The 24,860-nt window shown below is 63.2% G+C and carries 21 protein-coding genes; 1 reads left to right on the forward strand and 20 read right to left on the reverse strand.

All coding sequences use genetic code 11. The annotated features are described in order from the left end of the window. Positions 1 to 197 precede the first annotated feature (197 nt). Entirely contained in the window at positions 198 to 473 is a 276-nt protein-coding gene (locus tag L9B60_RS09435) for a hypothetical protein (protein ID WP_249678220.1), read from the forward strand. A gap of 6 nt (positions 474 to 479) precedes the next feature. Here L9B60_RS09435 and L9B60_RS09440 read toward each other — a convergent pair whose 3' ends face one another. From L9B60_RS09440 to L9B60_RS09535, 20 genes are all read right to left on the reverse strand, one after another. Then, the gene (locus L9B60_RS09440) at positions 480 to 986 is read right to left on the reverse strand and encodes a cytochrome b (protein WP_249678221.1); all 507 of its coding nucleotides are present in this window, start codon (positions 984 to 986) and stop codon (positions 480 to 482) included. Between the two features lie 305 nt (positions 987 to 1,291). Next, complete coding sequence (gene hemE, locus L9B60_RS09445) at positions 1,292 to 2,356, reverse strand: uroporphyrinogen decarboxylase (protein WP_249678222.1); 1,065 nt, start codon at positions 2,354 to 2,356, stop codon at positions 1,292 to 1,294. Between the two features lie 73 nt (positions 2,357 to 2,429). Then, entirely contained in the window at positions 2,430 to 2,858 is a 429-nt protein-coding gene (locus L9B60_RS09450; protein WP_249678223.1) for a type II secretion system protein M, read from the reverse strand. Next, positions 2,855 to 3,922: a type II secretion system protein GspL gene (locus L9B60_RS09455; protein WP_249678224.1), complete on the reverse strand. Its 1,068-nt coding sequence runs from the start codon at positions 3,920 to 3,922 to the stop codon at positions 2,855 to 2,857. The genes L9B60_RS09450 and L9B60_RS09455 overlap by 4 nt, the downstream gene beginning before the upstream one ends. After that, positions 3,919 to 4,698 (reverse strand): type II secretion system minor pseudopilin, encoded by a 780-nt coding sequence (locus tag L9B60_RS09460; RefSeq protein WP_249678225.1) that lies wholly within the window; start codon positions 4,696 to 4,698, stop codon positions 3,919 to 3,921. The genes L9B60_RS09455 and L9B60_RS09460 overlap by 4 nt, the downstream gene beginning before the upstream one ends. Continuing rightward, a complete protein-coding gene (locus L9B60_RS09465; RefSeq protein ID WP_249678226.1) occupies positions 4,695 to 5,228 on the reverse strand; it encodes a type II secretion system protein GspJ in 534 nt (177 codons plus the stop codon). The genes L9B60_RS09460 and L9B60_RS09465 overlap by 4 nt, the downstream gene beginning before the upstream one ends. Continuing rightward, positions 5,225 to 5,548, reverse strand: a complete 324-nt coding sequence (gene gspI, locus L9B60_RS09470) for a type II secretion system minor pseudopilin GspI (RefSeq protein WP_249678227.1) — start codon at positions 5,546 to 5,548, stop codon at positions 5,225 to 5,227. The genes L9B60_RS09465 and gspI overlap by 4 nt, the downstream gene beginning before the upstream one ends. Further along, positions 5,538 to 6,005, reverse strand: coding sequence for a type II secretion system minor pseudopilin GspH (gspH, locus tag L9B60_RS09475; protein WP_249678228.1), 468 nt, complete (start codon positions 6,003 to 6,005; stop codon positions 5,538 to 5,540). Before gspH ends, gspI begins: the two co-directional genes overlap by 11 nt. A 2-nt stretch (positions 6,006 to 6,007) precedes the next feature. After that, a complete protein-coding gene (gene gspG, locus L9B60_RS09480) occupies positions 6,008 to 6,445 on the reverse strand; it encodes a type II secretion system major pseudopilin GspG (protein ID WP_249678229.1) in 438 nt (145 codons plus the stop codon). Then, positions 6,446 to 7,642, reverse strand: a complete 1,197-nt coding sequence (gene gspF / locus L9B60_RS09485) for a type II secretion system inner membrane protein GspF (RefSeq protein ID WP_249678230.1) — start codon at positions 7,640 to 7,642, stop codon at positions 6,446 to 6,448. Positions 7,643 to 7,644: 2 nt separating this feature from the next. Next, positions 7,645 to 9,099 (reverse strand): type II secretion system ATPase GspE, encoded by a 1,455-nt coding sequence (gene gspE / locus L9B60_RS09490; RefSeq protein ID WP_249678231.1) that lies wholly within the window; start codon positions 9,097 to 9,099, stop codon positions 7,645 to 7,647. Continuing rightward, positions 9,096 to 10,922, reverse strand: a complete 1,827-nt coding sequence (gene gspD / locus L9B60_RS09495) for a type II secretion system secretin GspD (RefSeq protein WP_438866083.1) — start codon at positions 10,920 to 10,922, stop codon at positions 9,096 to 9,098. The genes gspE and gspD overlap by 4 nt, the downstream gene beginning before the upstream one ends. A 111-nt stretch (positions 10,923 to 11,033) precedes the next feature. Further along, a complete protein-coding gene (locus L9B60_RS09500) occupies positions 11,034 to 11,447 on the reverse strand; it encodes a type II secretion system protein N (protein ID WP_249678232.1) in 414 nt (137 codons plus the stop codon). A 6-nt stretch (positions 11,448 to 11,453) separates the two neighbouring features. Continuing rightward, positions 11,454 to 12,905 carry a lytic polysaccharide monooxygenase gene (locus L9B60_RS09505; RefSeq protein ID WP_249678233.1) on the reverse strand — a complete coding sequence of 484 codons (1,452 nt, stop codon included), beginning with the start codon at positions 12,903 to 12,905 and terminating at the stop codon, positions 11,454 to 11,456. A gap of 221 nt (positions 12,906 to 13,126) precedes the next feature. Then, on the reverse strand, positions 13,127 to 14,545 hold the full coding sequence (locus tag L9B60_RS09510; RefSeq protein WP_249678234.1) for an FAD-dependent oxidoreductase: 1,419 nt from the start codon (positions 14,543 to 14,545) through the stop codon (positions 13,127 to 13,129). 111 nt (positions 14,546 to 14,656) lie between these two features. Then, positions 14,657 to 19,105, reverse strand: a complete 4,449-nt coding sequence (gene gltB, locus L9B60_RS09515) for a glutamate synthase large subunit (protein WP_249678235.1) — start codon at positions 19,103 to 19,105, stop codon at positions 14,657 to 14,659. 362 nt (positions 19,106 to 19,467) lie between these two features. Continuing rightward, positions 19,468 to 21,072: an AAA family ATPase gene (locus L9B60_RS09520; protein WP_249678236.1), complete on the reverse strand. Its 1,605-nt coding sequence runs from the start codon at positions 21,070 to 21,072 to the stop codon at positions 19,468 to 19,470. A gap of 16 nt (positions 21,073 to 21,088) precedes the next feature. Further along, positions 21,089 to 22,186 carry a 3-dehydroquinate synthase gene (gene aroB / locus L9B60_RS09525; protein WP_249678237.1) on the reverse strand — a complete coding sequence of 366 codons (1,098 nt, stop codon included), beginning with the start codon at positions 22,184 to 22,186 and terminating at the stop codon, positions 21,089 to 21,091. A 59-nt stretch (positions 22,187 to 22,245) separates the two neighbouring features. Continuing rightward, a complete protein-coding gene (gene aroK / locus L9B60_RS09530; RefSeq protein WP_249678238.1) occupies positions 22,246 to 22,764 on the reverse strand; it encodes a shikimate kinase AroK in 519 nt (172 codons plus the stop codon). 4 nt (positions 22,765 to 22,768) lie between these two features. After that, complete coding sequence (locus tag L9B60_RS09535; RefSeq protein ID WP_249678239.1) at positions 22,769 to 24,853, reverse strand: type IV pilus secretin PilQ; 2,085 nt, start codon at positions 24,851 to 24,853, stop codon at positions 22,769 to 22,771. Positions 24,854 to 24,860 lie beyond the last annotated feature (7 nt).

A 24,860-nucleotide genomic window follows, 5' to 3' on the forward strand; every position in this document is an offset into this window, starting at 1 on the left:
CAGTCCTGTCATCATCCCAGTGAAACTCGCTTATTAAGCGATTCGTGCTTTATCGCCTCGATTTTAATGCTATGGCGATTGCGTACGGGGCATCTTCGGATGCGCCGGTTTTGCTGGGTTGACTGGTCTGCTAACCCGTACGCAATTGCCACCCTAAATACTAGGGGCGGCGTAATGGACTCTACGAGGCTTTGCCCATGACCACTTTCCAAGCCGTCACCAGCAACACCACACCCACCCCAGTGCTCTACATCAACGCCCAGGCCCCGTTGGCCGACCTCTACGAATTCGCCGATACCGGCGTGCGCGCCGTGCGGGACATGGTCAAGAGCCTAGCCAGCATGAGCATCCGCAGCGGCGACGATGCCGACCTGGCCCGCTTCGCCACCGTGGCGTACTTGTTGCTGGAGCCGTGCTGCAATGCGTTCGAGATCATCGACCAACGTACCCATGCCGGTGAGGCGATTCGCTGACGGGCACTATCCCCACTTCATCCTTCGCAACACCCTTACCCCCGCCCACTCATGCTTTACCACCGCCAGCACATGCAGCACCACCAACGCCGCCAGCAGCACGTTCAGCCCCACGTGCAGAACGTGAAAGCGCTGCAGCCACAGCGGGTCAAGCAAAGGTTGCGGCAAGGTCAGCCAACTGAAGATTTCGATTGGGCGGTTCATCATCAGCACGCCGGTGGCCAGCACCAGGCCCGTGACGCTGTAGATCAGGTTGTGTACCCAGCCGGCCAGGCGCTCGCCAGGGCTGTGGCCGTGGGCGCGCAAGTGGCGAATGCGCAACCAGGTGCGCACGGCGAAGAAAGGAATGAACAACATGGAGAGGGAGACGTTCAGTGCCGCGATCATTGCCTTGAACGTCGCTGACACGTTGAATAACGCCACGTAGCTGCCCATCACCAATGCCCAGATGATAAACAGCGCCGATAGCCAATGCAGGGCTATCTGGCCCCAAGTGTAATGTGAAGTGCGCATGCGATAGCCCCTGCCATAAACCTGCGGCTCAAGAAAAATGCGTGCACGTGCCGCACGCTGCCATGAGGGGCCGATGACTGGGCTTGTTATTGAAACTGATGGCGAAACGATGCTACACCATCAAAGCGAATAGGAATCGCTCGCGAACGAAATTTCATCTTTGCCGCGCCAGGCCACCTCGCTGTAAACGATAAGCGGGTGGGCCCGGGCAGTAACTAGGACAGGTTGCACAACGTTCGCAGGAAACACGAAGTGCTCGTTAGGAAAAAGCCTACGGCCGCTAAAGGCGGGCGGCCGCAACTCGCTTAATGGTGGTACTGCGCCGAGAACTCGTGCACCGCGTTGATAAACGCGCCGGCGTGCTCCGGGTCGACTTCCGGGGTAATGCCGTGGCCCAGGTTGAACACGTGGCCGGTGCCGGTGCCGTAGCTGGCCAGGATGCGCGCAACTTCAGCGCGAATGGCCGCAGGCTTGGCGTAGAGCACGGTGGGGTCCATGTTGCCTTGCAGGGCGACTTTGCTGCCGACGCGCCGGCGTGCTTCACCGATATCGCAGGTCCAGTCCAGGCCCAGGGCGTCGGCGCCAGCATCGGCGATGCTTTCCAACCACAGGCCGCCATTCTTGGTGAACAGGATGACAGGAACCTTGCGCCCGTCATGTTCGCGGATCAGGCCGCTGACGATCTTGCGCATGTAGGCCAGCGAGAATTCCTGGTAGGCCGCCGCCGACAGGTTGCCGCCCCAGGTGTCGAAGATTTGCACGGCCTGGGCGCCGGCCAGGATCTGCCCGTTGAGGTAGCTGGTGACCGATTGGGCCAGTTTGTCCAGCAGCAGGTGCATGGCCTGCGGGTTGTCGTAGAGCATGGCCTTGGTCTTGCGGAAGTCTTTCGACGAGCCGCCTTCGACCATGTAGGTGGCCAGGGTCCAGGGGCTGCCCGAAAAGCCGATCAGCGGCACGCGGCCGTTCAGCTCGCGGCGGATTGTGCTGACGGCGTCCATCACGTAGCCCAGATCCTTCTGCGGATCAGGGATCGGCAAGGCTTCGATGTCGGCCAGGCTGCTGATCACCTTCTTGAAGCGCGGGCCTTCGCCGGTCTCGAAGTACAGGCCTTGGCCCATGGCATCGGGGATGGTGAGGATGTCGGAGAACAGGATGGCCGCGTCCAACGGGTAACGCTCAAGCGGTTGCAGGGTGACTTCGCAAGCGAACTCCGGGTTCATGCACAGGCTCATGAAATCGCCGGCCTTGGCGCGACTGGCGCGGTATTCCGGCAGGTAGCGACCGGCCTGACGCATCATCCACACGGGGGTCACGTCAACGGGTTGCTTGAGCAAGGCGCGAAGGAATCGGTCGTTCTTCAGGGCAGTCATGTCGTCATCCGGCAGATAAGTGCCGGCATTTTCTCAGACCGGGAAGCAAAAGGCACGGAACCAGCCTTGCCTTTTATCTATCGGGGCGATTTGTCACGCCTGCCCGCGCTTGCAACAGCGCCCCCTTTGGTTGCAATGCCAGGCTGTGCAGGTGCGCGCCAGCCGCTTCCAGGCCCTGCAACCAGGCCAATACCGCCAGCGCATCGCCCGCCACGGCCACATTCAGCATGGGCCCGGCGATGTCCAGTTGTTGCAGTTCAAGGTTGGCGCGCTGGGCACTTTCACTGATAAACGGGGCCAGTGGTTGTTGCGGGCCGGTTTGCCGAACGGGTTGCGCCTGGGCCAGCCGGTTCGCCAGTTCAAGCTGTTGCTCGACGCGCAGCGTGGCCTGCGCCAAATTCTGCCGTGCAGGCTGCCACACGCCGACCACCATCAGCGTGCCCAGCACGAAGGCTGCCAGCCCCCACAACGCACGGCGCTCGGATGGGCGCAAGGGCTTCATAGGGCAGGCTCCCATAACAGCACCGCATCGACATGGGCCTTGCCCTGGCTTGCGCTGCCAAGGCGCAAGGGCAGATCGTCGCGCTCGCTTAAGCGTTGCAGGGTCGCAAGATCGCTGGCGCGCACTTGCAGCGTCCAGCCCTGCCCGGCGCTCCAGGTCATCTGGCTGACGTGTACATCGCCATTGGCCACCAAGGCGTGGGCCAGCGCCTGCAAGCTGGCCATCGGCCCAATGGCCGGTTGCTGCGCCAAACGTTGCAGCGCACTGAGTTGCGCCGCCAGGTCTGCCTGTTGGGTATGGGCGGGGTAGAGTTGGCTGAAGCGCTGCTGGTTTGCAAGGGCCAGGTCATTGGCCTGCTGCGCCAGGCCTGCGGTTTGTAGCCAGAGGCTGGCCACGCCCATCAAGCCCATCAGTGCCAGGCTCAAAGCCAGGGTCCGCCAGGGCCAGGCGGGTGGCGCGGGCCCCAGCAAGTTCAGCGCCGCGTGGGTGCCCAGCAAGCCGGCCAGGCCGTCCTCCCGGGGGGCTTTCAACGAGCGCAAGGCCGCCGGCAACTGCGCCTGCAACGATGCCAGGCAGTTATCAGGCAACGCCAACCGCGCGGGCAGGCCGCCCCCCAGCAGCCAACGCCCGGCGGCCCAGACGGCACGCGGCCGGTCGGTTGCCAGCAGGTCGGCATCCACGTAAACCGCCGTGGCGTTGATGCCCAAGGCGTTAATCAAGTGCAACAGCGCTTCAAACGGCTCGCGCTCGGTGACCCACAGGCCGTAGCGCTGCTGGGCATCGGCGGCACTGGCAAACAGCTGCAAGGTATCCGGATCGCTGGCCAACTGCTCTTCCAGCGAGTAGGCCAAGGCCTGCACGCCTGGCACGCGCCCGGCCCAGGGTTCGCTGAGCAACCAACTGAACATCTCCATGGGCAACAGCAGCGTGACTGGCAGGCCACCTAACTGCGCCGAGGCGTCGGCCAGCGTGAGGGTGGCAGATGCCGGGGCCAGCAGTTGGCAGGGCCACTGTTCGTCGCGCAGGGCCAAGCCGGCGGGCAACAGATACAAGCAGTGGGTCATGGCAATGCCTCCCCCGGCCACAAGCGCCGTTGCACCAACCTGGCCTGGCGAGTCTTGCGGTCCAGTTCGAAATCGCTGGCCAGCAGCAACTGGCGCTGGCCCAGCACCACCCGCACCCGCACCTGGAACCACAGGCTGCTGAGGCTCAAGCCTTGGGCAGTCAAGCCCAGCCCCTGGGCCAACGGTTGGGCCAGGAACGCCTGGACACTGCGATAACCTTCAACGGGGCGTTGGGCCAACAGCGTCGCGGCTGTCGCTGGCGGTAGCCCGTGCAACTGCAGCGCGGCCTGGCTCGCGGTATTGAGGTTCAAACCGGCATGGGTCGGTAGCAAGGCCAGCCGCGATTGCCAGGCCTGCGCTACGCTTGGCTCCAGCCCCGACCACTCACTGAGACCGCTCAAGCCTCGGCTCAACGGTTGCTTGGGCAACTCCAGCCCGGGCAAGCGAAGCCCTGAGACAATCGCCGCGTTGAGGTTGTAGCGCCCGGCCAGGTCTTCGATTTCGACCGCAAGCGTGCCCCCCGGCGGCACGAATGGCACCCGCGCCGTGGCCCAGGGCTGGCTCAGGTTCACCGGCACGAACAGCCCCAACGGCAACTGTTGACGGGCCCAGTGCTCGCCAGCCAGTGCCCATTGGCGCAATTCCAGGTACTGGATCTGTTGCCCGCTGCTATGCAGCAACAGGCGATGGTTGCGAAGCAGGCTGGCGGTCAACAGCAGCGCCAGGGCCATGATCAGCAATACACTGATCAACGCGATGCCTTGCTGTGCTTTCATGTGCCGGCACCGGGCACGGCCCAGATGCGCCGGATGGCGCCGAAACGCTCGGTGCTCAGGCTGACTTCCAGCGCAACCATGGCAGCGCGCGGAGTTTTCAAGCTCGCGTGCCAGTTGCCCTGGCTGTCCAGCAGGCGCCATTGCACGCCTAGCAACCGGCCCGCCAGCAGCGCCTGGGTTTGCTGTTGGCCGTGGTCGCCGTGACTGAGCCGCCACAAGGTCGCGCGTTCGTAGCGGTAGGTCACTGCCTGAAACTCGCTGCGGGGCAACGCCAGGGGATTGGCCCAGTGGCCTCGCCATACGTTCAGTACGCCGGCCTCAAGCCCGAGCCCCGACACGCTGTGCAACACGTCGCGCTCGATCAACGCCAAAGCCCGCTGCAAGGCGCGCAATTCATTGGCGTGGGCTGACACCTGTCGCTCGGCACGCACGACCGTGTCGAACAGGCGCGAGGTGGCCGCGCCCAGCACGGCAAACATTGCCAGCGCGATCAGCACCTCAAGCAAAGTAAAGCCTTGCTCGCGCTTCATCGGGCCGGCAACCAACCGTGCAAACGGTAGGTATCGTCAAGCGTGAGCACTACCGCATCACCGTCCACGCGCTGCCTGAGTTGCCAGTGCCGGCCAGCAAAAACAGGGGTATACCACTGTTCACCGAACGGCGGGCGTGGGCCCAGTCGCAGCTCGGTGAGACGGTTGTCCAACAGCCACGCAGCAAGCACCCGGCGCTCCAGCCCGGCCGATTGGTTGACCGCGTACTGGCTGGCGCCAAGCACGGCTGCGGCCAAGATGGCAAATACGGCCAGGGCCACGAGCATTTCCAGCAAGGTAAAACCGCGCTCAGCCTTCATCGATTTGCAACTCATCAATCCCATCGCCAGCGATGTGCAGCAGCCGGCGTTGCGCAGACTCCAGGTAAAGATTGAACGCGGTGTATTCATCGTTGCTCAGTATCAGCACGTGCGGCACCGTCGGCTCCGCAGCCAATGGCACACTCAAGCCGTCCTGCTCCAGGTGCCAGGCCAACCCGGGCGTCAGGGCTTCCTGGCGTTGCAGCGGCTGCCAACGCTGGCCCTGCCATTGCCAAAGTTGATAACCGTGGTGCGTGAACGCGATGCCAAGCTGGCGACCCTCCAGAACCGCCTGCTGGCGACTGGCGTCCAGCAAGGCCACCAGGCCCTGCGCCTGATACCGTGCATCGCGACCCAGGTTGGGACCGGCGGCCAGGTTGACCATGCCGGCCACCACGGCGATCAGCACCAGCACCACCAACACTTCCAACAGGGTGAAACCACGCACGTCGACCATCGTCACTCATCCCAGTTGCCAATATCCGCGGCCAGCGCCTCGCCGCCGGGCACGCCATCGGCACCCAGGCTGTAGAGGTCGTAGGGCACCGTGGCCCGCTGCCCCGGGTTCAGGTATTGGTACACGTTGCCCCAGGGGTCGCGGGGCAGGCTGCGCAAGTAACCCTGGGCGCTCCAGTTGCGTGGTAGCGGCGGGTCGGAGGGGCGTTTGACCAGCGCCTGCAAGCCCTGTTGCGTGGTGGGGTAGGCGAAGTTGTCCAGCCGGTACATTTCCAGTGCCGTGGCCAGGGCCTGCAGGTCGCTGCGCGCAGCGGTGACCTTGGCCTGGTCGGGGCGGTTCATGAACTGTGGCACCACCAGGGCGCCGAGCACACCGATGATCACCACCACGACCATGATTTCGATCAGAGTGAAGCCGCGCTGACCGCGTTTGTTGTTCATTCAATTCACCAATTGGTTGAGACTGAGGATGGGCAGCAGGATGGCCATGACGATCAACAGCACCACGCCGCCCATCACCACCAGCATGAGTGGCTCGAACAGGCTGACCAGCAAGGCGATCTGCGCGGCGAGGGTTTTCTCCTGCTGGTCGGCGGCGCGCTGCAGCATGTGGTCCAGTTCGCCCACCCGCTCACCACTGGCGATCATGTGCAGCATCATCGGCGGGATGTCGCCGCTGCTCGTCAGTGCCTGGGTCAAGCTGGCGCCCTCGCTCACCGCTTGGGCCACGCGGTGCAGGCGCGCACGAATGGCCAGGTTGCCGACCACGCTGGCGGCGATGTGCAGTGCGTCCAACAGCGGCACTGCGCTGCGGCCCATGATTGAAAGGGTGCTGGCAAAGCGCGCCGCCTCCACCGCCCGCACGGTGCTGCCGAGCACCGGCAGGCGCAACAGCCAGGCGTGCCACCCCTGGCGTACCCGGGGCTTGCGCAAGGCGGCGGCACTGGCCAGTACCGCCAAGCCCGCCACGATCGGCAACAGCCAGCCATGCCGGCGCAGCGCGCCGCTGACGGCGATCAGCGCCTCGGTGAGTAAAGGCAGGGCCTGGCCGCTGTCGACGAACATCGCCACCACGTCCGGCACCACGTACCCCAGCAGGAAAGTAACGATGGCCACCGACGCCAGCAGCAGAATCAGCGGGTACACCAGCGCCATCTGCAGCCGTTGCGCCGCAGCCTGGCGGGCCTGGGTGTAGTCGGCCAGTTGTTCGAGCACTGCCCCCAGGTGCCCGCTGCGCTCGCCGGCCGCCACCGTGGCGCGGAACAGTTCCGGGAAGGCACGCGGGTAAAGCGCCAATGCCTGGGCCAGGCTGTGCCCTTCCAGGATATGCTTGCGCAAAGCGTGCACCAGGCCGACCAAGCGAGGCTTTGCAGCATGCGCCGCCACTGCGGCCAGGGCCTCTTCCAGCGGCATGGCGGCCTGTATCAGCGTGGCCAACTGACGGGTCAGCAACGCCAGGTCTGCCTTGCCCAGCACTGCTGGCCAACCCAGCAGCCATGAGCGCACCGGTGCCAGGCTCAGCACCCGCAGGCCCTTGTCGCGCAGCAGTTGGCGTGCCTGACGCGGCGTGTCGGCCTGCTGCTGGCCGGTGTGGCGCCGCCCATCAGAGGCTTGGGCACGGTAACGAAACTGGCCCATGTTCAGGTGTCCCGGCTCACGCGTAACAACTCATCGACACTGGTCACGCCGTCCAGCACCAGGCGTACGCCATCCTGGAACAGCCCTGGCCCGGCCAGGCGAGCCGCCGCCTGCAGGTCGCCCTCGCTGGCCGCCGCGTGGATCAGCCGGGCAAGCGTTGCATCGACTACCAGCAATTCGTAGATCCCCTGGCGGCCGTGGTAACCCTGCTGGCAGTGTTGGCACCCCTTTGCGGCATAGACCTGGGCGGCGCAATCGCCCGACAGCCCAAGGCGCTGCTGTTCGGCGGGCGCCAACGGGCAGGCGACCTTGCAGTGCGCGCACAACACCCGAACCAGCCGCTGGGCCAGCACCGCCACCAGTGAAGACGCCAGCAGATAGGCATCCACGCCCATGTCCATCAACCGCGTGACCGCGCTCACGGCGCTGTTTGTATGCAGCGTCGACAGCACCAGATGGCCGGTCAGCGAGGCCTGCACGGCGATCTCGGCCGTTTCGCGGTCGCGGATCTCACCCACCATCACCACGTCGGGGTCTTGGCGCAGGATGGCACGCAAACCACGGGCAAACGTCATGTCGACCTTTGGGTTGACCGGCGTTTGGCCGATGCCGGGCAGGTGGTATTCCACCGGGTCTTCGACGGTGAGGATGTTGCGGGTTTGGTCGTTGAGGGCCATCAGTGCCGCGTACAAGCTGGTGGTCTTGCCCGAACCGGTAGGCCCGGTGGCCAGTACGATGCCATGCGGCCGCGCCAGCACCTCGCGCAGGCGCGCCAGAGTAGCCGCGGGCAAACCCAACCCTTCGAGGTTGAAGCGCCCGGCCTGCTTGTCGAGCAGGCGCAACACCACGCGCTCGCCGTGAGCCGATGGCAGGGTCGATACCCGCACATCCACTTCATGCCCGGCCAGGCGTAGCGCCATGCGCCCGTCCTGGGGCACGCGGCGTTCGGCAATATCCAGACGGGCCATGACCTTGAGCCGCGACACCAGCAGATTGGCCAGCTCACGGCGCGGGCGCAGGATTTCGCGCAACTGACCGTCGATGCGCAGGCGCACGCTCAGGTGATGCTCGTAGGTTTCCAGGTGCACATCCGAGGCCTGCGCGCGCACGGCCTCGGCGAGCAATGCATTGATCAAACGGATGATCGGCGCATCGCCCTCTTGCTCCAGCAGATCGGCGGTCTGTGGCAGTTGGTCGGCCACGCTGACCAGGTCCAGGTCGCTGTCCAAGTCCCCGGCCACTTGCTCGGCGGCGCTGCGCCCATCCCGATACGCCTGGGCCAATTGTTCGGCATAGGCCTCGCCATCCACCACTTGCACCTGGACGGGTGCGCCACAGCTACGCATGGCTTCGGCCAAGGCAGTGAGCGGTGCGCCCTGGCGCAACAGGTAGCGCTGGCCTTGGTCGGCCAGGCACACGCCCTGGCGGCGAGCGAAGGCAAACGGCAGGCCGCTCATTGCGCTTGCCCTTGGCCGAACACATCCTTGAGCTCGTTGGGCAGCAGCACTGGATCGTTGCCACGCTGCGAGCCGCGCAACTGCTGGTAGCTGCCTTCGCTGAAGCGCCCGATGTCCTGTTTGCCACGCACGATGGTGGGCCGCAGGAATACCATCAGGTTGGTCTTGACCTGCTCGTCGCGGTTCCAGCTGAACAGCCGGCCGGCCCAGGGAATATGGCGCAACAAAGGCACGCCGGTTTCCTGTTGGCGCACGCTGTCTTTCATCAGGCCGCCGATCACGATGATCTCGCCATCATCGGCCAGGATGGTGCTTTTCAACGCCCGCTTGTTGGTGATCAAGTCGGAGGCGGTGCTGCCAGGGGCGATTTCCGAGCTCTCTTGCTCCACCTCCAACCGCAGGGTCGCGCCTTGGTTGATGTGCGGGCGGATCTTCAGGCTGATGCCGACGTCCTTGCGCTCCACGGTAGTGAAGGGGTTGTCGGCACCGCTGCTGGAGGTGGTGTAACTGCCCGTTTGAAACGGCACGTTCTGCCCCACCAAAATCTCTGCCTGCTGGTTATCCAGGGTCAACAGGCTCGGGGTGGAGAGTAGATTGCTGTGGCTGTTGCTGGCCAGGGCGCTGACCAGCACGCCAAAACGGTCGCTGCCCACGCCCAACACCGCCCCTTGCGGCCATATGAGCTCGCCCTTGCCGAACAGGTTGCCAGGGCTTATGCCAGCGCCTGGAAAGTTGATACCGCCGCTGACATCACCACGGTTCAAGCCCCACTGCACGCCTAACGCCTCACTGACGTCACCGGACACCTCGACGATCGCCGCCTGGATCAGCACCTGAGCGCGCGGCTGGTCAAGTTGCTGGACGATCCGCGCCAGGGTTCGCAGTTGCGCTGGCTCGGCAATCAGCACCAGGGCGTTCTGGCTTTCATCGGCGCGTACCAGCACCTCGCTGGCGGCCGCCAGCGGCGCCTTGCCTACGCCAGGGTTAGCCACCTGGCCCATGCGCTGCGCCACTGAATCGAGCACTTCGGCCAACTGCCCGGCATCGCCGTGACGCAAGCGCAGCACCAGCGAGTTGTCTGCCTTGTCGTTGGCCGGGGTGTCCAGCGAGCGAGCCAGGCCGACCAGGCGGCGACGCGCCTGATCACTGCCAATGACCAGCAGGCGATTGCCGCGGGTGTCGGCAATCACTTGGCCCATGCCTTCGCCAACCGCCTTGCCGGGTGAAGGTTCGAGCAACTTGGCCACCTCGCTGGCCAGGCCATGGCGCAGCTCCAGCACTTCATGGGACAGGTTGGCGCCCGAGTCGAGTTGGCGCACCAAGGCTTCGAGGCGCCTGACATTGCTTGCGCTGTCGGTCATGACCAAGGCATTGGCCGACGGCAGCGAGCCGATGTAGCCGTTGGCCGAAACCAGGGGCCGCAGCAGGCTGGCGATGTCTGCCGCCACGGCGGTATGCAGCGGTATCACCCGGGTGGTGAAATGCGCGCTGGCGGGCTGCACGCCGCCCCACCCCTTGGCTTCGCCCGCCGGAATGACCAGCAGGCGATCACCCTCATCGATAGCGGCAAAGCCATTGGCCTCCAGTACCGAGTGGAACAGTTGGCGCACGCCTTCACGGTCCAGCTGCTGCTCGGACATCACGGTAATGCGGCCTTTCACCCGCGGATCCAGCACAACGGTAACGCCAAGGATCGCCGAGACCTCATGGACCACGTCGCGCAACTCGGCATCCTTCATTGACAGCTGCCAACGGCGGTCATCGGCAGATGCCAGGCCGACAAACATCAGCAAGGCCAACAGGTACCCGCGGGGCATGTTCATGGGGGGCTCGATACAGGCGCGGCAGTGGGCCACAAATGGACGGGAGGGTTGTTCACTGCTGGCATGGCTGCGCTCAACCATACAGTGGCCGGTTGCAGCCCCAGGCGCTGTTCACGACTTGTCTTGCCAGAGCACCACACGCCCGGCTTCCACTCGTCGCAGCCGGGCACCACCCGGCAAGGCATCGCCCACCCGGTACCATTGCTCGGTACCTGCATGGGCCATGAGCGCGGCAGGCTGGCCACCGTGCGAGGCAACCGTAGCTTTCAAGACGACACCACCACCCTGCACCTCGGCCTGCTCTGCCAGGCCCAGCACCGCCGCGATGGCCTGCCCCTGAAAAGCGACAGGCTCGGCGGCTGGCACAGGCTCTGGTGGCGCTATTGCCGTGGCCGAGCGGCGCCCCCCTTCTTGCCAGGCCAGCCAACCGGCCTGCCCCAACACCACCATCGGCAAGATCAGCAACAAGGCACGGGGCAATGCCCGCCAACAGCGACGGGCATACAGGGCGGCGATCACCCGCATGGGCGCTTATCGCTCCAGCCAGGCCTGCGTCCAGGCAAACCCTATGCCTGGTTCATACTGAGTGGCGGAGGCGTTGTAGCTATTGCACCAACTTGCCAGTTGGTCGGACTTGCACTCGTACACCTTGCCATTCTTCGGTTGCAGTACCAGGGTTGCGCCCTTGTAGGTACCAAGCCCCTGCGGGAAAACATGCTCGTAAGCGCTGTCCTCGCCGGTCAGTTGCACCGTCTTCAGGTCCTGCAGGTTAATGCGCTCATCCTCGCTCGTGGCCACCAGCTTGATGTTATGCAGACCCGGCCGGCTGCCAACCCTGACGGTCAGGTTCGCGGTGGTGGCATCGACCACCTGGCTCTGCTTGCCGACCTGCTTGGCGTCCTGATCGAAAACAGTCACCTCGACCAGCAATTTGCGATTAGTGGCCACGCTGAAGTCGATATCTACCTGGCCCTTGACCAGTTCGTACTCCGCTTGCAGGTTTTCCAGGCGAGCAAATGCATCGGGGTCGCCCACCAGGTCAAAACGTGTGGCGTATGAGGTGATGCCGCTTTCCGGCTTCGCAAAGAAGGCATTGAGCCCTCGAATGGGTTCGATGTTGCCCTGCTGGTCCCGCACGCCCGCACGCACCAGGGGATGTTGGTCGTTGACCTTGTTGGCCAGGGCCAGGCTCCAGTTATCGGCCACGCCATCTTGCGCCGACAGGATCGGCAGGGTGACCGTGTACTGGTCATTTTCGACACCGCCGACAAACGCCCTGGCGACCACTGCGTCACCCGCGATCAGGGGCCGCAGTGGCCCCAGCGCGCCCAATTGCTTCCAGCCATCGTCAAAACCATCGGCCTGGATGTTGACGTCAACCGCCTTGTGGAAGGCCATCGGCGTGTCGTCCACCGTCCACACGCCGTAGATCACATGGTAACCATTGCGATCGCCGGGTAGTTGGCAGCGATGCTTTTCGAAGAGGTTGCCATTGTCCTTGGCGGGCATGGCACCGTTGAGCTCCACTTTGCAGAAAGGCGCCAAGTCGAAGGAAGCACGCGCCAGCGGCACATTGGGGTTCCAACCAACCTTGGTGATGAAATACTCGAAGCGCGTCGCTTTATGGGCAGTGGTGAAATACCAGTCGAACTCGATCGCGCGGTCCTGCACTTCAAACTGATGCCAGCGCGAGGAGGACTGAATGTTCATGGCGGCGAAATTGTTGGCCCCGCCGCTGACGAGCTCGCCATCCTTGATGGGCGAGTTTGGAAAGCCCTTGGTGGTTTCACCCACGCTTTGCGGCTCGTCGGCTGCCGCGCCACAACCGCTGTTCAGTGGTGGCGTACCGCGACAAGCGAAGTCCCGCGACGGCGGGCTGCTGATGTAGCCATGGGCCGCTGCCTGCTGGCTGGCCAGCAAAAGGGCCGAGAGAGAAACCAGCGCGGCAATGCCGGCGCCTTTGCGTAGGTAAGTGGTTGGCATCGTGAGATTCCCTGATGATGCACCACCAGTAACCGCAGAAACATGCGATCTCGTTCAAGTTAGTGCATGCACTGGGATTCTAGGGAGGGGGCGCCGGGCAATCAGTCAGGCCGATCCGACCACAAACAGGAAACTTCTGAATGGAGCGTAGGAGAATGGCCCAGACCGGCGACCACCAAGCAAAACGGCCGCAAGCGCGGCCGTTTTGAGTCAAGCGCGTCTCAGACGCCCAGGTAATCCATGATCCCTTCAGCCGCGTTGCGGCCTTCGAAGATCGCGGTAACCACCAGGTCAGAACCGCGCACCATGTCGCCGCCCGCGAAGATCTTCGGGTTGCTGGTCTGGTGCTTGTACTGCGCCTGCTCCGGGGCCACCACGCGGCCCTGGCTGTCGGTGCTGATCGCAAACTGCTCGAACCACGGCGCCGGGCTTGGGCGGAAACCGAACGCGATGACCACGGCGTCGGCCGGGATGATCTCTTCGGAACCCGGGATCGGCTCGGGGCTGCGACGGCCACGGGCATCAGGCTCGCCGAGACGGGTCTCGACCACCTTCACGCCTTCAACCTTGTCCTCGCCAACGATGGCGATTGGCTGGCGGTTGTAGAGGAACTTCACGCCTTCTTCCTTGGCGTTCTTCACCTCTTTGCGCGAGCCCGGCATGTTCGCTTCGTCACGACGATAGGCACAGGTAACGGCCTTGGCGCCTTGGCGGATGGAGGTGCGGTTGCAGTCCATCGCCGTGTCACCGCCGCCCAGTACCACCACGCGCTTGCCTTTCATGTCGACGAAATCTTCCGGCGACTTTTCAAAGCCCAGGTTGCGGTTGACGTTGGCGATCAGGAAGTCCAACGCGTCATGCACGCCTGGCAGGTCTTCACCGGCAAAGCCGCCCTTCATGTAGGTGTAGGTGCCCATGCCCATGAATACGGCATCGTATTCTTCGAGCAGTTGCTCCATGGTCACGTCCTTGCCCACCTCGGTGTTCAGGCGGAACTCGATGCCCATGCCGCTGAACACTTCGCGGCGATGGCTGAGCACGGTTTTTTCCAGCTTGAACTCCGGGATACCGAAGGTCAGCAGGCCACCGATTTCCGGGTTCTTGTCGAACACCACCGGGGTCACGCCGCCGCGCACCAGCACATCGGCGCAGCCCAGGCCGGCAGGCCCGGCGCCAATGATGGCGACACGCTTGCCGGTTGGTTTGACCTTGGACATGTCCGGGCGCCAGCCCATGGCGAACGCGGTGTCGGTGATGTACTTCTCCACCGAACCGATGGTCACCGCGCCAAAACCGTCGTTCAGGGTGCAGGCACCCTCGCACAGGCGGTCTTGCGGGCATACGCGGCCGCACACTTCGGGCAGCGTGTTGGTTTGGTGCGACAGCTCGGCGGCGGCGAGGATGTTGCCCTCGGCCACCAGCTTCAACCAGTTGGGAATGAAGTTGTGCACCGGGCACTTCCATTCGCAATACGGGTTACCGCAACCCAGGCAGCGGTGGGCCTGGTCGGCCGACTGCTGGGGTTTGAAGGGTTCGTAGATCTCTACGAACTCTTTCTTGCGTTGACGCAACAGTTTCTTCTTCGGATCCTTGCGCCCGACCTCGATGAACTGGAAGTCATTACTCAGACGTTCAGCCATGTTAAAACCTCTTGTATGCAGCCTCAAGCCGTGAGCTTGAGGCCACAAGAAAATCACATTCCGCAACACTCAACACTGCCCAGCTTCTAGCTTGCAGCTTAAAGCTTGCAGCTACTGGGGGTTTGCGCGAGTGCTGCTCAGCAGAGATTTCAAGCTCGCTGCTTTAGGCTTGACCAACCAGAAGCGGCGCAGGTAGTCGTCCAGGTTTTCCCAGACGTTTCGGCCCCACTCGCTGTCGGTTTCTTCGACGTACTCAGCCAGGACGCGCTGGATATGGCTGCGGTAGGCTTCCATCGCCTCGCCGCTGATGCGCTGGATTTCAACCAGTTCGTGGTTTACCCGGTCAACGAAAGAGTTGTCCAGGTCCAGCACGTAGGCGAAACCACCGGTCATGCCGGAGCCGAAGTTGTAACCCGTCTTGCCCAGTACGCAGACAAAACCACCGGTCATGTATTCACAGCAATGGTCACCCGTGCCTTCCACGACCGTGTGGGCGCCGGAGTTACGCACCGCGAAACGCTCGCCCGCGGTACCAGCGGCAAACAGCTTGCCGCCCGTGGCGCCGTACAGGCAGGTGTTGCCGATGATGGCACTGTCCTGGGTTTTGAACGGGCTGCCTTTAGGCGGCACGATTACCAGCTTGCCGCCGGTCATGCCTTTGCCGACGTAGTCGTTGGCATCGCCTTGCAGGTACATGTTCAAGCCACCGGCGTTCCACACCCCGAAGCTCTGGCCTGCAGTGCCGTTGAAGCGGAAGGTCACCGGGTCGTTGGCCATGCCTTGGTTGCCATGGGCCCGGGCGATTTCACCGGAGATGCGCGCGCCGATCGAACGGTCGCAGTTGCAGATGTCCAGGCTGTAGTCGCCGCCAGACTTGGCCGCGATAGCGCCCTTGGCCAGCTCCACCATCTCTTCGGCCAGCAGGCCTTTGTCGAACGGTGGGTTGCGGTCCACTTCGCAGAACTGCGGCTTGTCGGCCGGGATGTGCGAGCTGCCCAGCAACGGCGTCAGGTCCAGGTGGTTCTGCTTGGCGGTTTCGCCTTCCAGGATCTCGAGCAGGTCGGTACGCCCGATCAGCTCGCCCAGGGAACGCACGCCCAGCTTGGCCAGCCACTCACGGGTTTCTTCAGCCACGTAGGTGAAGAAGTTGATCACCATGTCGACGGTGCCGATGTAGTGGTCTTTACGCAGCTTCTCGTTCTGAGTGGCAACACCGGTGGCGCAGTTGTTCAGGTGGCAGATACGCAAGTATTTGCAACCCAGGGCGATCATTGGCGCGGTGCCGAAGCCGAAGCTTTCAGCGCCCAGAATAGCGGCCTTGATCACGTCCAGGCCGGTTTTCAGGCCGCCATCGGTCTGTACCCGGACCTTGCCGCGCAGGTCGTTGCCGCGCAGGGTCTGGTGGGTTTCCGCCAGGCCCAGTTCCCACGGGGCGCCCGCGTACTTGATGGAGGTCAGTGGTGATGCACCGGTGCCGCCGTCGTAGCCGGAGATGGTGATCAGGTCGGCATAGGCCTTGGCCACGCCGGCGGCGATGGTGCCCACGCCAGCTTCGGCAACCAGCTTGACCGAGACCAGCGCCTGCGGGTTGACCTGCTTGAGGTCAAAAATCAGCTGCGACAAGTCTTCGATCGAGTAGATGTCGTGGTGCGGCGGTGGCGAGATCAGGGTCACGCCTGGCACCGCGTAACGCAGCTTGGCGATCAGGCCATTGACTTTGCCGCCTGGCAACTGGCCGCCTTCGCCCGGCTTGGCGCCCTGGGCTACCTTGATCTGCAGTACTTCAGCGTTAACCAGGTATTCCGGGGTGACCCCGAAACGGCCGGTGGCCACTTGCTTGATCTTGGAGCTTTTGATGGTGCCGTAGCGAGCAGGGTCTTCACCGCCCTCGCCGGAGTTGGAGCGTGCGCCCATGCGGTTCATGGCTTCGGCCAAGGCTTCGTGCGCCTCGGGCGACAGCGCACCCAGCGAGATACCCGCCGAGTCGAAACGCTTGAGGATGGCTTCCAGTGGCTCGATCTCGTCGATGGCCAGCGGGGTGTCCAGCTCCTTGACCTTGAACAGGTCGCGGATCATCGACACCGGGCGGGTGTCGACCAGCGCGGTGTATTCCTTGAACTTGGCGTAGTCACCCTGCTGCACGGCAGCTTGCAGGGTGCTGACCACGTCAGGGTTGTAGGCATGGTATTCACCGCCGTACACAAACTTCAGCAGGCCGCCTTGCTGGATCGGCTTGCGCGGGCTCCAGGCTTCGGCCGCCAGGGCTTTTTGTTCGGCTTCGATGTCGACGAAACGCGCACCCTTGATGCGGCTCGGCACGCCACGGAAGCTCAGCTCGCACACTTCTTCGGACAGGCCGATGGCCTCGAACAGCTGCGCACCGCGGTACGAGGCCACGGTCGAGATGCCCATTTTCGAGAGGATCTTGAGCAGGCCCTTGGTGATGCCCTTGCGGTAGTTCTTGAACACCTCATAGAGGTCGCCCAGTACTTCACCGGTACGGATCAGGTCGCCCAGCACTTCGTAGGCCAGGAACGGGTACACCGCCGAGGCGCCAAAGCCGATCAGCACGGCAAAGTGGTGCGGGTCACGCGCGGTGGCGGTCTCGACCAGGATGTTGCTGTCGCAGCGCAGGCCTTTTTCGGTGAGGCGGTGGTGCACCGCGCCGGTGGCCAGGGATGCGTGAACCGGCAGCTTGCCCGGGGCAATGTGCCGGTCGCTCAGCACGATCTGGGTACGACCGCTGCGCACGGCTTCTTCGGCCTGGTCGGCGATGTTGCGCACGGCCGCTTCCAGGCCCACGCTCTCGTCGTAGTTCAGGTCGATGATCTGCCGCTCGAAGCCTGGCAGGTCCAGGTTCATCAGCGAGCGCCACTTGGCCGGGGAGATGACCGGCGAGCTGAGGATTACGCGCGAAGCATGCTCCGGCGACTCCTGGAAGATGTTGCGCTCGGCACCCAGGCAGATTTCCAGCGACATCACGATCGCTTCGCGCAGCGGGTCGATCGGCGGGTTGGTGACCTGCGCGAACTGCTGGCGGAAGTAGTCGTAAGGCGTGCGCACACGGCGCGACAGCACGGCCATTGGCGTATCGTCGCCCATGGAGCCGACCGCTTCGTAGCCCTGCTCGCCCAATGGGCGCAGTACCTGGTCACGCTCTTCGAACGTTACCTGGTACATCTTCATGTATTGCTTGAGCTGGTCACCATTGTAGAAGGCCGACCCGTGGTCGTTGTCTTCCATGGTCGCCTGGATGCGCAGGGCACTCTTGCGCAGCCATTGCTTGTACGGGTGGCGCGACTTCAAGCGGTTGTCGATGGCGTCGGTGTCGAGGATCTGGCCGGTTTCGGTGTCCACGGCAAAGATCTGGCCCGGGCCTACGCGGCCCTTGGCGATGACGTCTTCTGGCTTGTAGTTCCACACGCCGATTTCCGAGGCGAGGGTGATGTAGCCATTTTTGGTAGTCACCCAGCGCGCCGGTCGCAGGCCGTTGCGGTCGAGCAGGCACACGGCGTGGCGACCTTCGGTCAGCACGACGCCGGCCGGGCCGTCCCACGGCTCCATGTGCATGGAGTTGTACTCATAGAACGCCCGCAGGTCGGGGTCCATGGTTTCCACGTTCTGCCACGCTGGCGGAATCAGCATGCGCACGCCGCGGAACAGGTCGATGCCACCGGTCACCATCAGTTCCAGCATGTTGTCCATGCTGGAGGAGTCCGAGCCTACGCGGTTGACCAGCGGGCCGAGTTCTTCAAGGTCCGGGATCAAATCGTTGGCGAACTTGGTGCGACGGGCCTGGGCCCAGTTGCGGTTGCCGGTGATGGTGTTGATCTCGCCGTTGTGGGCGAGGAAGCGGAAGGGCTGGGCCAGCGGCCACTTCGGCAGGGTGTTGGTGGAGAAGCGCTGGTGGAAGACCGCAATCGCGGTTTGCAGGCGCTCATCGCTCAGGTCCGGGAAGAATGCCGTGAAATCACGCGGCATCATCAGGCCTTTGTAGATGATGGTCTTGTGCGAAAAGCTGCAGATGTAGTGGTCGGTATCGGCGGCGTTGGCCACGGACGAGCGACGACGGGCACTGAACAGCTTGATCGCGAATTCCTGATCGCTCAGGCCTTCGCCACCAATGAACACCTGCTCGATTTTCGGCAGGCGCTCCAAGGCCAGGCGGCCCAGGACGCTGGTGTCGATAGGCACCTGGCGCCAGCCGAACAACGTCAGGCCAGCGGCGAGGATCTCGCGGTTCATGTTTTCGCGGGCTGCGTCGGCGCGGGCGTCGCCCTTGTTCAGGAACACCATGCCCACGGCGTATTGCTTGGGCAATTCAATGCCGAACGCGTCCTTGGCGGTGGCGCGCAGGAACAGGTCAGGTTTCTGCATGAGCAGACCGCAACCGTCACCGGTCTTGCCGTCGGCGTTGATCCCACCGCGGTGGGTCATGCAGGTCAGGGCCTCAATGGCCGTCTGCAACAGGTGGTGACTGGGTTCGCCCGTCATATGGGCAATCAGCCCGAAACCACAGTTGTCCTTGAATTCATCGGGTTGGTACAGACCTGTTTTCATAGACACTTTCTCACCAGGCTGCCTCCGTTAGAGGCAAATTTCTTTTCAATTCAACCGCTTACCAACCGCGCCGAACGTACGCCAGCTTTGCAGGGGCAAAAGGGAGGTCATTGTACACAGCGACAGGGTCGCCCACAAATTTAGCGACGAAACCGCGTAAATTCATGTCGCATTTCTGAATGTTTTTAAGCGACATGTCGTGATAGCGACATTTGCTTGAGTCTGAAGCTTATCAGCCTGGACAGCAATAGCGGGTAGCCATAAACCGTCTGGGACGCAAAAGCCTGCCGCGGTTTACGCAGCAGGCTCTGGTTCGTTTCAGGAGACGCTCAGCGGTAGGCGGGGATGGTGCCAACCGACATTTAGCGAGCCGCCGACAGTTCCTGTTGAACGCTGGCGACTGTCCGAGGCCAAGGTTTACCAGCCTGGACCTTCGCTGGCAAGTTCTTGATTGCCGCAACCGCTGCATCGCGGTTGGCAAAACTGCCGTAGGTAATCACGTACAGGGGTTTGCCCTGCAGGGTTTTCTTGAAGTAACGGTACTCGCCGCCCTGCTCGCGCACGTAGGTTTGGGCCGTGGCTTCGGAGCTTGTGCCAAGGATCTGCACCACGTAGTTACCCGGCGCCTGGGCGGTGTACCACCCACCGCCGGCCACGGCTTTGGCCACTGGCTTCTCGGCGGCCTTGGCTGGCGCAGGCTTCTCTGCAGCGGCAACGTGCGCAGGCTTGGCGGCCGGGGCGGGTGCGGGCTTGGCGGCGGCCACAGGCGCTGCTGGGCGCGGCGCCGGGGTTGGCAGCGGCACTGGCGTTGGCGCAGGGCCTGCCTGCACGCCAGGTGGTGGAGCGGTGGTGGTCACCGTGGGTGGCTGCAGCGCAGTATTGGCCGCAAGGGTGTTTTCTTCGCCATCACCGGAGCCGGTGGCATCGGCCAGCGGGCCGCGCATGACGGGTTGCGACTGGCCGACCAACGGCAGTGGCATGGGCTTGGAGGAACCCGCGAATTCGATCGCCGGGCCGCCGTCCTGATTAGCCTGGGCGTTACCCGGCGTGCCTTGGCCCAGCGGCAACTGTGCCTGCTCGGTAGCGGGCGCGGCCGGGGTAGTGGGCGCCTTGTTGCGACCCGGAAGCAAAGCAGCCGCGGCCACTGCGACGACAACGACCGCAGTCAGTGCCAGTACGTGTTTTTTTGGCATTTTGAACCCCATAGATGGACGCTTCACCGCCGAGCGGCTTGCGATCATGGCCTCGATCATTGCATCGCGGGCGACCTGGTTGATTGCGCCAGGCCAGCCTTCGGAATTCTCATGAATATCGGCAATCTGATCATTGGTGAACAACTGAATCCCTTGACCGGCCCCTTCCAGACGCTGGGCCAGGTACTCGCGGGTTTCATCGACGCTATACGGTTGCAGCTCGATAACATGGAAGCGTTCCTGCTCGCCTGCCAGGGTTTCCAGGCCGTCGATGACCGTGGCCTCGCCAAACAGGAACACGTGCGGGCGACCTTCCGGCGTACCGGCTGCCAACGTCAGCAGGGCTTCGAGTGCGGAATGCTCAAGTTGTTCCGCATCGTCCACCAGCAAATACACTTCCTGGCCAGTGAGTGCCAGTTGCACCACCTGCGAGAGGATTTGCGTGGTATCGGCCTGCTGTACGTTCAACGCCTGGGCGATCTGGCCCAGGACGCTGCCGGCATCACCCGCACCACGTGCGGAAATGACCACGCTTTGCACCGACTGCTTGTTGGTGCTGGCGACCAGGGCCTGGCGCAGCAGGGTCTTGCCGCTGCCCTGAGGCCCGGTGACCACCAGCAGCAACTGGCTGTAGCGCGCCAGGTGGTGCAACTGCCCCAGTACCGGTTTGCGCTGGGCCGGGAAGAACTTGAAGCCAGGCACCCGCGCAGCGAAGGGGTCATGATCCAACTGGAAGTGGCCCAGGAAGGCCTCATCGGCATGCAGACTTGTCATGGAGCTCTCATTAACCTCAAAGCGGAGCCGCGATGGCGTGGTAATCCGCCGCCAGCGTGGCTTGAAGAACCTCTTGCGGATAGTCGTCGGTCACCACGGCCTCGCCGATGTGACGCAACAACACCAGGCGCATACGGCCGTCGATCACTTTCTTGTCGATGGCCATGTGCTGCAGAAAATCGGCAGGTGTCATTTCCTGCGGCGGTACCACCGGCAAGCCGGCGCGCTTCATCAAACGGATACCGCGGTCGCGCGCCTGCTGGCTGATCCAGCCCAGGCGCATGGACATTTCCAGCGCCATGGCCGTGCCGGCGGCAACTGCCTCACCATGCAGCCACACACCATACCCCATCTGGGTCTCGATGGCGTGGCCGAAGGTGTGGCCCAAATTCAGGGTGGCGCGCACGCCAGTCTCGCGCTCATCGGCATTCACCACGGCGGCCTTGGCCTCGCAGGAGCGCTTGATGGCGACCGTCAGGGCCGCCTGGTCAACCGCGCGCAGGGCCTCGACATTGTCCTCCAGCCAGGCCAGGAAAGGCTCGTCGCAAATCAGCCCGTACTTGATCACCTCGGCCAGGCCCGCGGACAGTTCACGCGGCGGCAGGGTTTTCAAGGTGCCGGTATCGATCAGCACGGCTTGCGGCTGATAGAAGGCGCCGACCATATTCTTGCCCAGCGGGTGGTTGATGCCGGTCTTGCCGCCCACCGACGAATCGACTTGGGACAACAGGGTAGTCGGGATCTGGATAAAGTCGATGCCGCGCTGATAGCAGGCCGCGGCAAAACCGGCCATGTCACCGATCACACCGCCACCCAGGGCAATAATGGTGGCGCGACGGTCCAGGCGTGCGGTCAGCAGCGCGTCGAAAATGGTCTGCAGGGTTTCCCAATTCTTGTGCGCCTCACCATCGGGCAACACCACCGGCACCACCGAGTAGGCTCCCAGGGAGCCGGTCAGTGTTTCAAGGTAGAGGGGCGCGACCGTCTCGTTGGAAACGATGGCCACCTGGCGGCCACGAATATGCGGCGCCAGCAACTGCGCCTGGCCCAGCAGGCCTTCGCCGATATGGATGGGGTAGCTGCGCTCGCCCAGTTCAACCTTGATTGTCTGCATGTGTCCCCACAGTGAAGCCGGGCGCTAGCGCCCTGTCTCAGAATAGAAAGGCCCGGGCGTTACCGTGGCGGCAACTGCTGCAGGCGCTCCAGAATATCCAATACCACCATGCGCGGCGGGCGTTCGTCGGTTTCGACCACCAGGTCCGCGATCTCGCGGTACAGCGGGTCGCGGATTTCCAGCAAGGCGCGCAACGTGGCCTCGGGGTTGGCGGTACGCAGCAACGGGCGATTGCGATCGCGTGCGGTACGGCCGACCTGCTGTTCGACCGAGGCATGCAGATACACCACGCGACCGCCGGCATGCAGCGCCTCGCGATTTTTATCGCGCATCACCGCACCACCGCCGGTCGCAAGGACCAGGCCGTCGTGTTCGCATAGTTCGATCAGCATGGCCTGTTCGCGGTCACGAAAACCCACTTCACCCTCTTGATCGAAGATCCATGGAATATTGGCGCCCGTGCGCTGTTCGATTTCCTTGTCGGAATCCTTGAACGGCAACCGAAGCTCTTTGGCCAGCAATCGACCGATGGTGCTTTTGCCAGCACCCATCGGTCCAACAAGTATCAAATTTCGCACAGAATCAACGACTCACAGCAATCGCCTGGTTATTCATGATACGCGGTGTCAAGAATACCAACAGCTCGGATTTTGCTTCCGACACAGTATCGTTGCGGAAAAGGCGGCCAACATAAGGCACATCGCCCAAAAATGGCACCTTTTCTACAGTTTTTGTTTGGGTGTTGGAGAATACCCCACCAATCACTATGGTTTCACCGTCATTGATCAGGACTTTGGCGTTCACCTCGTTCTTTTTGATCGGCGGCTGCCCAAGCACTTCATTCAGGTAGTCAGGCTCATCCTTGGTGACCTTCACTTCCATGATGATGCGGTTGTCCGGGGTGATCTGCGGGGTCACCTCCAGCGACAGCGCAGCCTCCTTGAACATCACCGACGTGGCGCCGCTGGAGCTGGACTCCTGGTACGGCACTTCGGTGCCCTTGAGGATCTTGGCGGTCTCTTTGTCGGAGGTCACCACCTTGGGTTGCGACACCACCTCGCCGTTACCGGTTTTTTCCATGGCCGTCAGTTCAAGGTCCAGCAATACGTTGTTGGTCACGAAGCCCAGGCCAATGCCGGAGGTAGCATTGGAAGCCCCCAGGTCGACGAACGGCGTGGTGGTACCGGCTGCGGTGGTGGTGCTCGTGGTGCTGCTGCCACCGTACGCAGTGAAATTACTGTTGCCGGAGGTATTGCTCTGGCCGCCCCAACGCACGCCCAGGCTCTTGTCGTAATCGACGTTGGCCTCCACGATACGCGCCTCGATCATCACCTGGCGCACCGGGATGTCCAGTTGGGCGACGATGCGGCGCAGTTCGTCCAGGCTTTCCTGGGTTTGATAGGCGATGATGCTGTTGGTGCGATCATCGACGGTGATCGACCCACGCTCCTCGGTTTTACCCGCCTTGCCGGAATTGGTCACCGACTGGAACAGCTTGGCGATGTCGGCCGCCTTAGCGTAGTTCACCTGCAGCAATTCCCGACGCAGCGGCGCCAGCTCCTGGATCTGCTTTTGCGACTCCAGCTCCTGGCGTTCGCGCGCGGCGATCTCTTCAGCCGGCGCCACCAACAACACGTTGCCAACCTTGCGCTTGTCCAGCCCCTTGGTTTTCAAGATCAGGTCCAGCGCCTGGTCCCAAGGCACGTTTTGCAGGCGTAAAGTGATGCCACCCTGCACGGTGTCACTGGCCACCAGGTTCAAGTGGGTGAAGTCGGCGATCAGTTGCAGCACCGAGCGCACGTCGATGTCCTGGAAGTTCAGCGACAGCTTCTCGCCGGTGTACACGAAATGCTCGGCATTGCGGCGGGTCACGTCTTCGTTGGTCAGCGGGCGCACGCTGATGGTCAGCTTGTTCTCAGTCTGGTAGGCGGAGTAGTCGAACGCGCCCACCGGCTCGATGACGATGCTGGCGTTGTCACCCGATGCGCTGGAGTTGACGAACTGCACCGGCGTGGCGAAATCCTTCACATCCAGCCGCACGCGCAGCGCTTCCGGCAGTTGGGTCTTGTTGAAGTTGACGCGGATCTGCCCGCCCTGCTCCTGGATATCCGGACTGATGGACGGGTCGGTCAGGTCGATGACGACGTTGCCCTCGCCCAGTTCGCCCCGCTGGAAGTCGACATTGCGGATGGCCCGGCCAGGCGGCACGGGCGCCTTGAACGCAACGGGCGCTGACGCAGCAGGCAAAGTGCGAGCCGGGGCCGCAGTGGCACCCTGCAGTTCCTTGGCACCTTGGCCGATCATCACATAGAGGTTGTTGCCATCGACCCGCGAGCTATAGGGCGCAAGGTTGGTCAGGTTAATGATCAGCCGGGTACGATCCTTGGCCTCGACCACCACCAGGCCGCGGGCATTGCCCACGCCCAGGTCACGGGTCTTGCTGGCCAGGCGGTTGACCACGCCGGGCATGTCCAGGGCAATACGCGCCGGCTGCTCGGTGGTGTAGCCACGCGGCGCGATGGCCGGGCCGTCAAAGCCCAGCTTGAGCTCGACCCGATCACCGGGCAGCGCCGCGACGTCCAGGGTCTTGAGCGTCGTCGCCGCGACAATCGGCGAAACCAGCGCTATCCATAGCGAAATGCCGAAGGCTGAAAGAATCCTGTTCATTATCGAT

The organism is Pseudomonas abieticivorans, assembly GCF_023509015.1.
Lineage (GTDB): Bacteria > Pseudomonadota > Gammaproteobacteria > Pseudomonadales > Pseudomonadaceae > Aquipseudomonas > Aquipseudomonas abieticivorans.

What these genes read in the sequence shown, in the direction of transcription:
- gspF (WP_249678230.1), bottom strand. Translation starts at nt 7,642, where the DNA reads ATGGGCCAGTTTCGTTACCGTGCCCAAGCCTCTGATGGGCGGCGCCAC.
- gspG (WP_249678229.1), bottom strand. Translation starts at nt 6,445, where the DNA reads ATGAACAACAAACGCGGTCAGCGCGGCTTCACTCTGATCGAAATCATG.
- L9B60_RS09535 (WP_249678239.1), bottom strand. Translation starts at nt 24,853, where the DNA reads ATGAACAGGATTCTTTCAGCCTTCGGCATTTCGCTATGGATAGCGCTG.
- gspI (WP_249678227.1), bottom strand. Translation starts at nt 5,548, where the DNA reads ATGAAGGCTGAGCGCGGTTTTACCTTGCTGGAAATGCTCGTGGCCCTG.
- gspD (WP_438866083.1), bottom strand. Translation starts at nt 10,922, where the DNA reads ATGAACATGCCCCGCGGGTACCTGTTGGCCTTGCTGATGTTTGTCGGC.
- L9B60_RS09520 (WP_249678236.1), bottom strand. Translation starts at nt 21,072, where the DNA reads ATGACAAGTCTGCATGCCGATGAGGCCTTCCTGGGCCACTTCCAGTTG.
- L9B60_RS09450 (WP_249678223.1), bottom strand. Translation starts at nt 2,858, where the DNA reads ATGAAGCCCTTGCGCCCATCCGAGCGCCGTGCGTTGTGGGGGCTGGCA.
- L9B60_RS09465 (WP_249678226.1), bottom strand. Translation starts at nt 5,228, where the DNA reads ATGAAGCGCGAGCAAGGCTTTACTTTGCTTGAGGTGCTGATCGCGCTG.
- L9B60_RS09505 (WP_249678233.1), bottom strand. Translation starts at nt 12,905, where the DNA reads ATGCCAACCACTTACCTACGCAAAGGCGCCGGCATTGCCGCGCTGGTT.
- gltB (WP_249678235.1), bottom strand. Translation starts at nt 19,105, where the DNA reads ATGAAAACAGGTCTGTACCAACCCGATGAATTCAAGGACAACTGTGGT.
- gspE (WP_249678231.1), bottom strand. Translation starts at nt 9,099, where the DNA reads ATGAGCGGCCTGCCGTTTGCCTTCGCTCGCCGCCAGGGCGTGTGCCTG.
- gspH (WP_249678228.1), bottom strand. Translation starts at nt 6,005, where the DNA reads ATGGTCGACGTGCGTGGTTTCACCCTGTTGGAAGTGTTGGTGGTGCTG.
- L9B60_RS09460 (WP_249678225.1), bottom strand. Translation starts at nt 4,698, where the DNA reads ATGAAAGCACAGCAAGGCATCGCGTTGATCAGTGTATTGCTGATCATG.
- L9B60_RS09440 (WP_249678221.1), bottom strand. Translation starts at nt 986, where the DNA reads ATGCGCACTTCACATTACACTTGGGGCCAGATAGCCCTGCATTGGCTA.
- hemE (WP_249678222.1), bottom strand. Translation starts at nt 2,356, where the DNA reads ATGACTGCCCTGAAGAACGACCGATTCCTTCGCGCCTTGCTCAAGCAA.
- L9B60_RS09435 (WP_249678220.1), top strand. Translation starts at nt 198, where the DNA reads ATGACCACTTTCCAAGCCGTCACCAGCAACACCACACCCACCCCAGTG.
- L9B60_RS09500 (WP_249678232.1), bottom strand. Translation starts at nt 11,447, where the DNA reads ATGCGGGTGATCGCCGCCCTGTATGCCCGTCGCTGTTGGCGGGCATTG.
- L9B60_RS09510 (WP_249678234.1), bottom strand. Translation starts at nt 14,545, where the DNA reads ATGGCTGAACGTCTGAGTAATGACTTCCAGTTCATCGAGGTCGGGCGC.
- L9B60_RS09455 (WP_249678224.1), bottom strand. Translation starts at nt 3,922, where the DNA reads ATGACCCACTGCTTGTATCTGTTGCCCGCCGGCTTGGCCCTGCGCGAC.
- aroB (WP_249678237.1), bottom strand. Translation starts at nt 22,186, where the DNA reads ATGCAGACAATCAAGGTTGAACTGGGCGAGCGCAGCTACCCCATCCAT.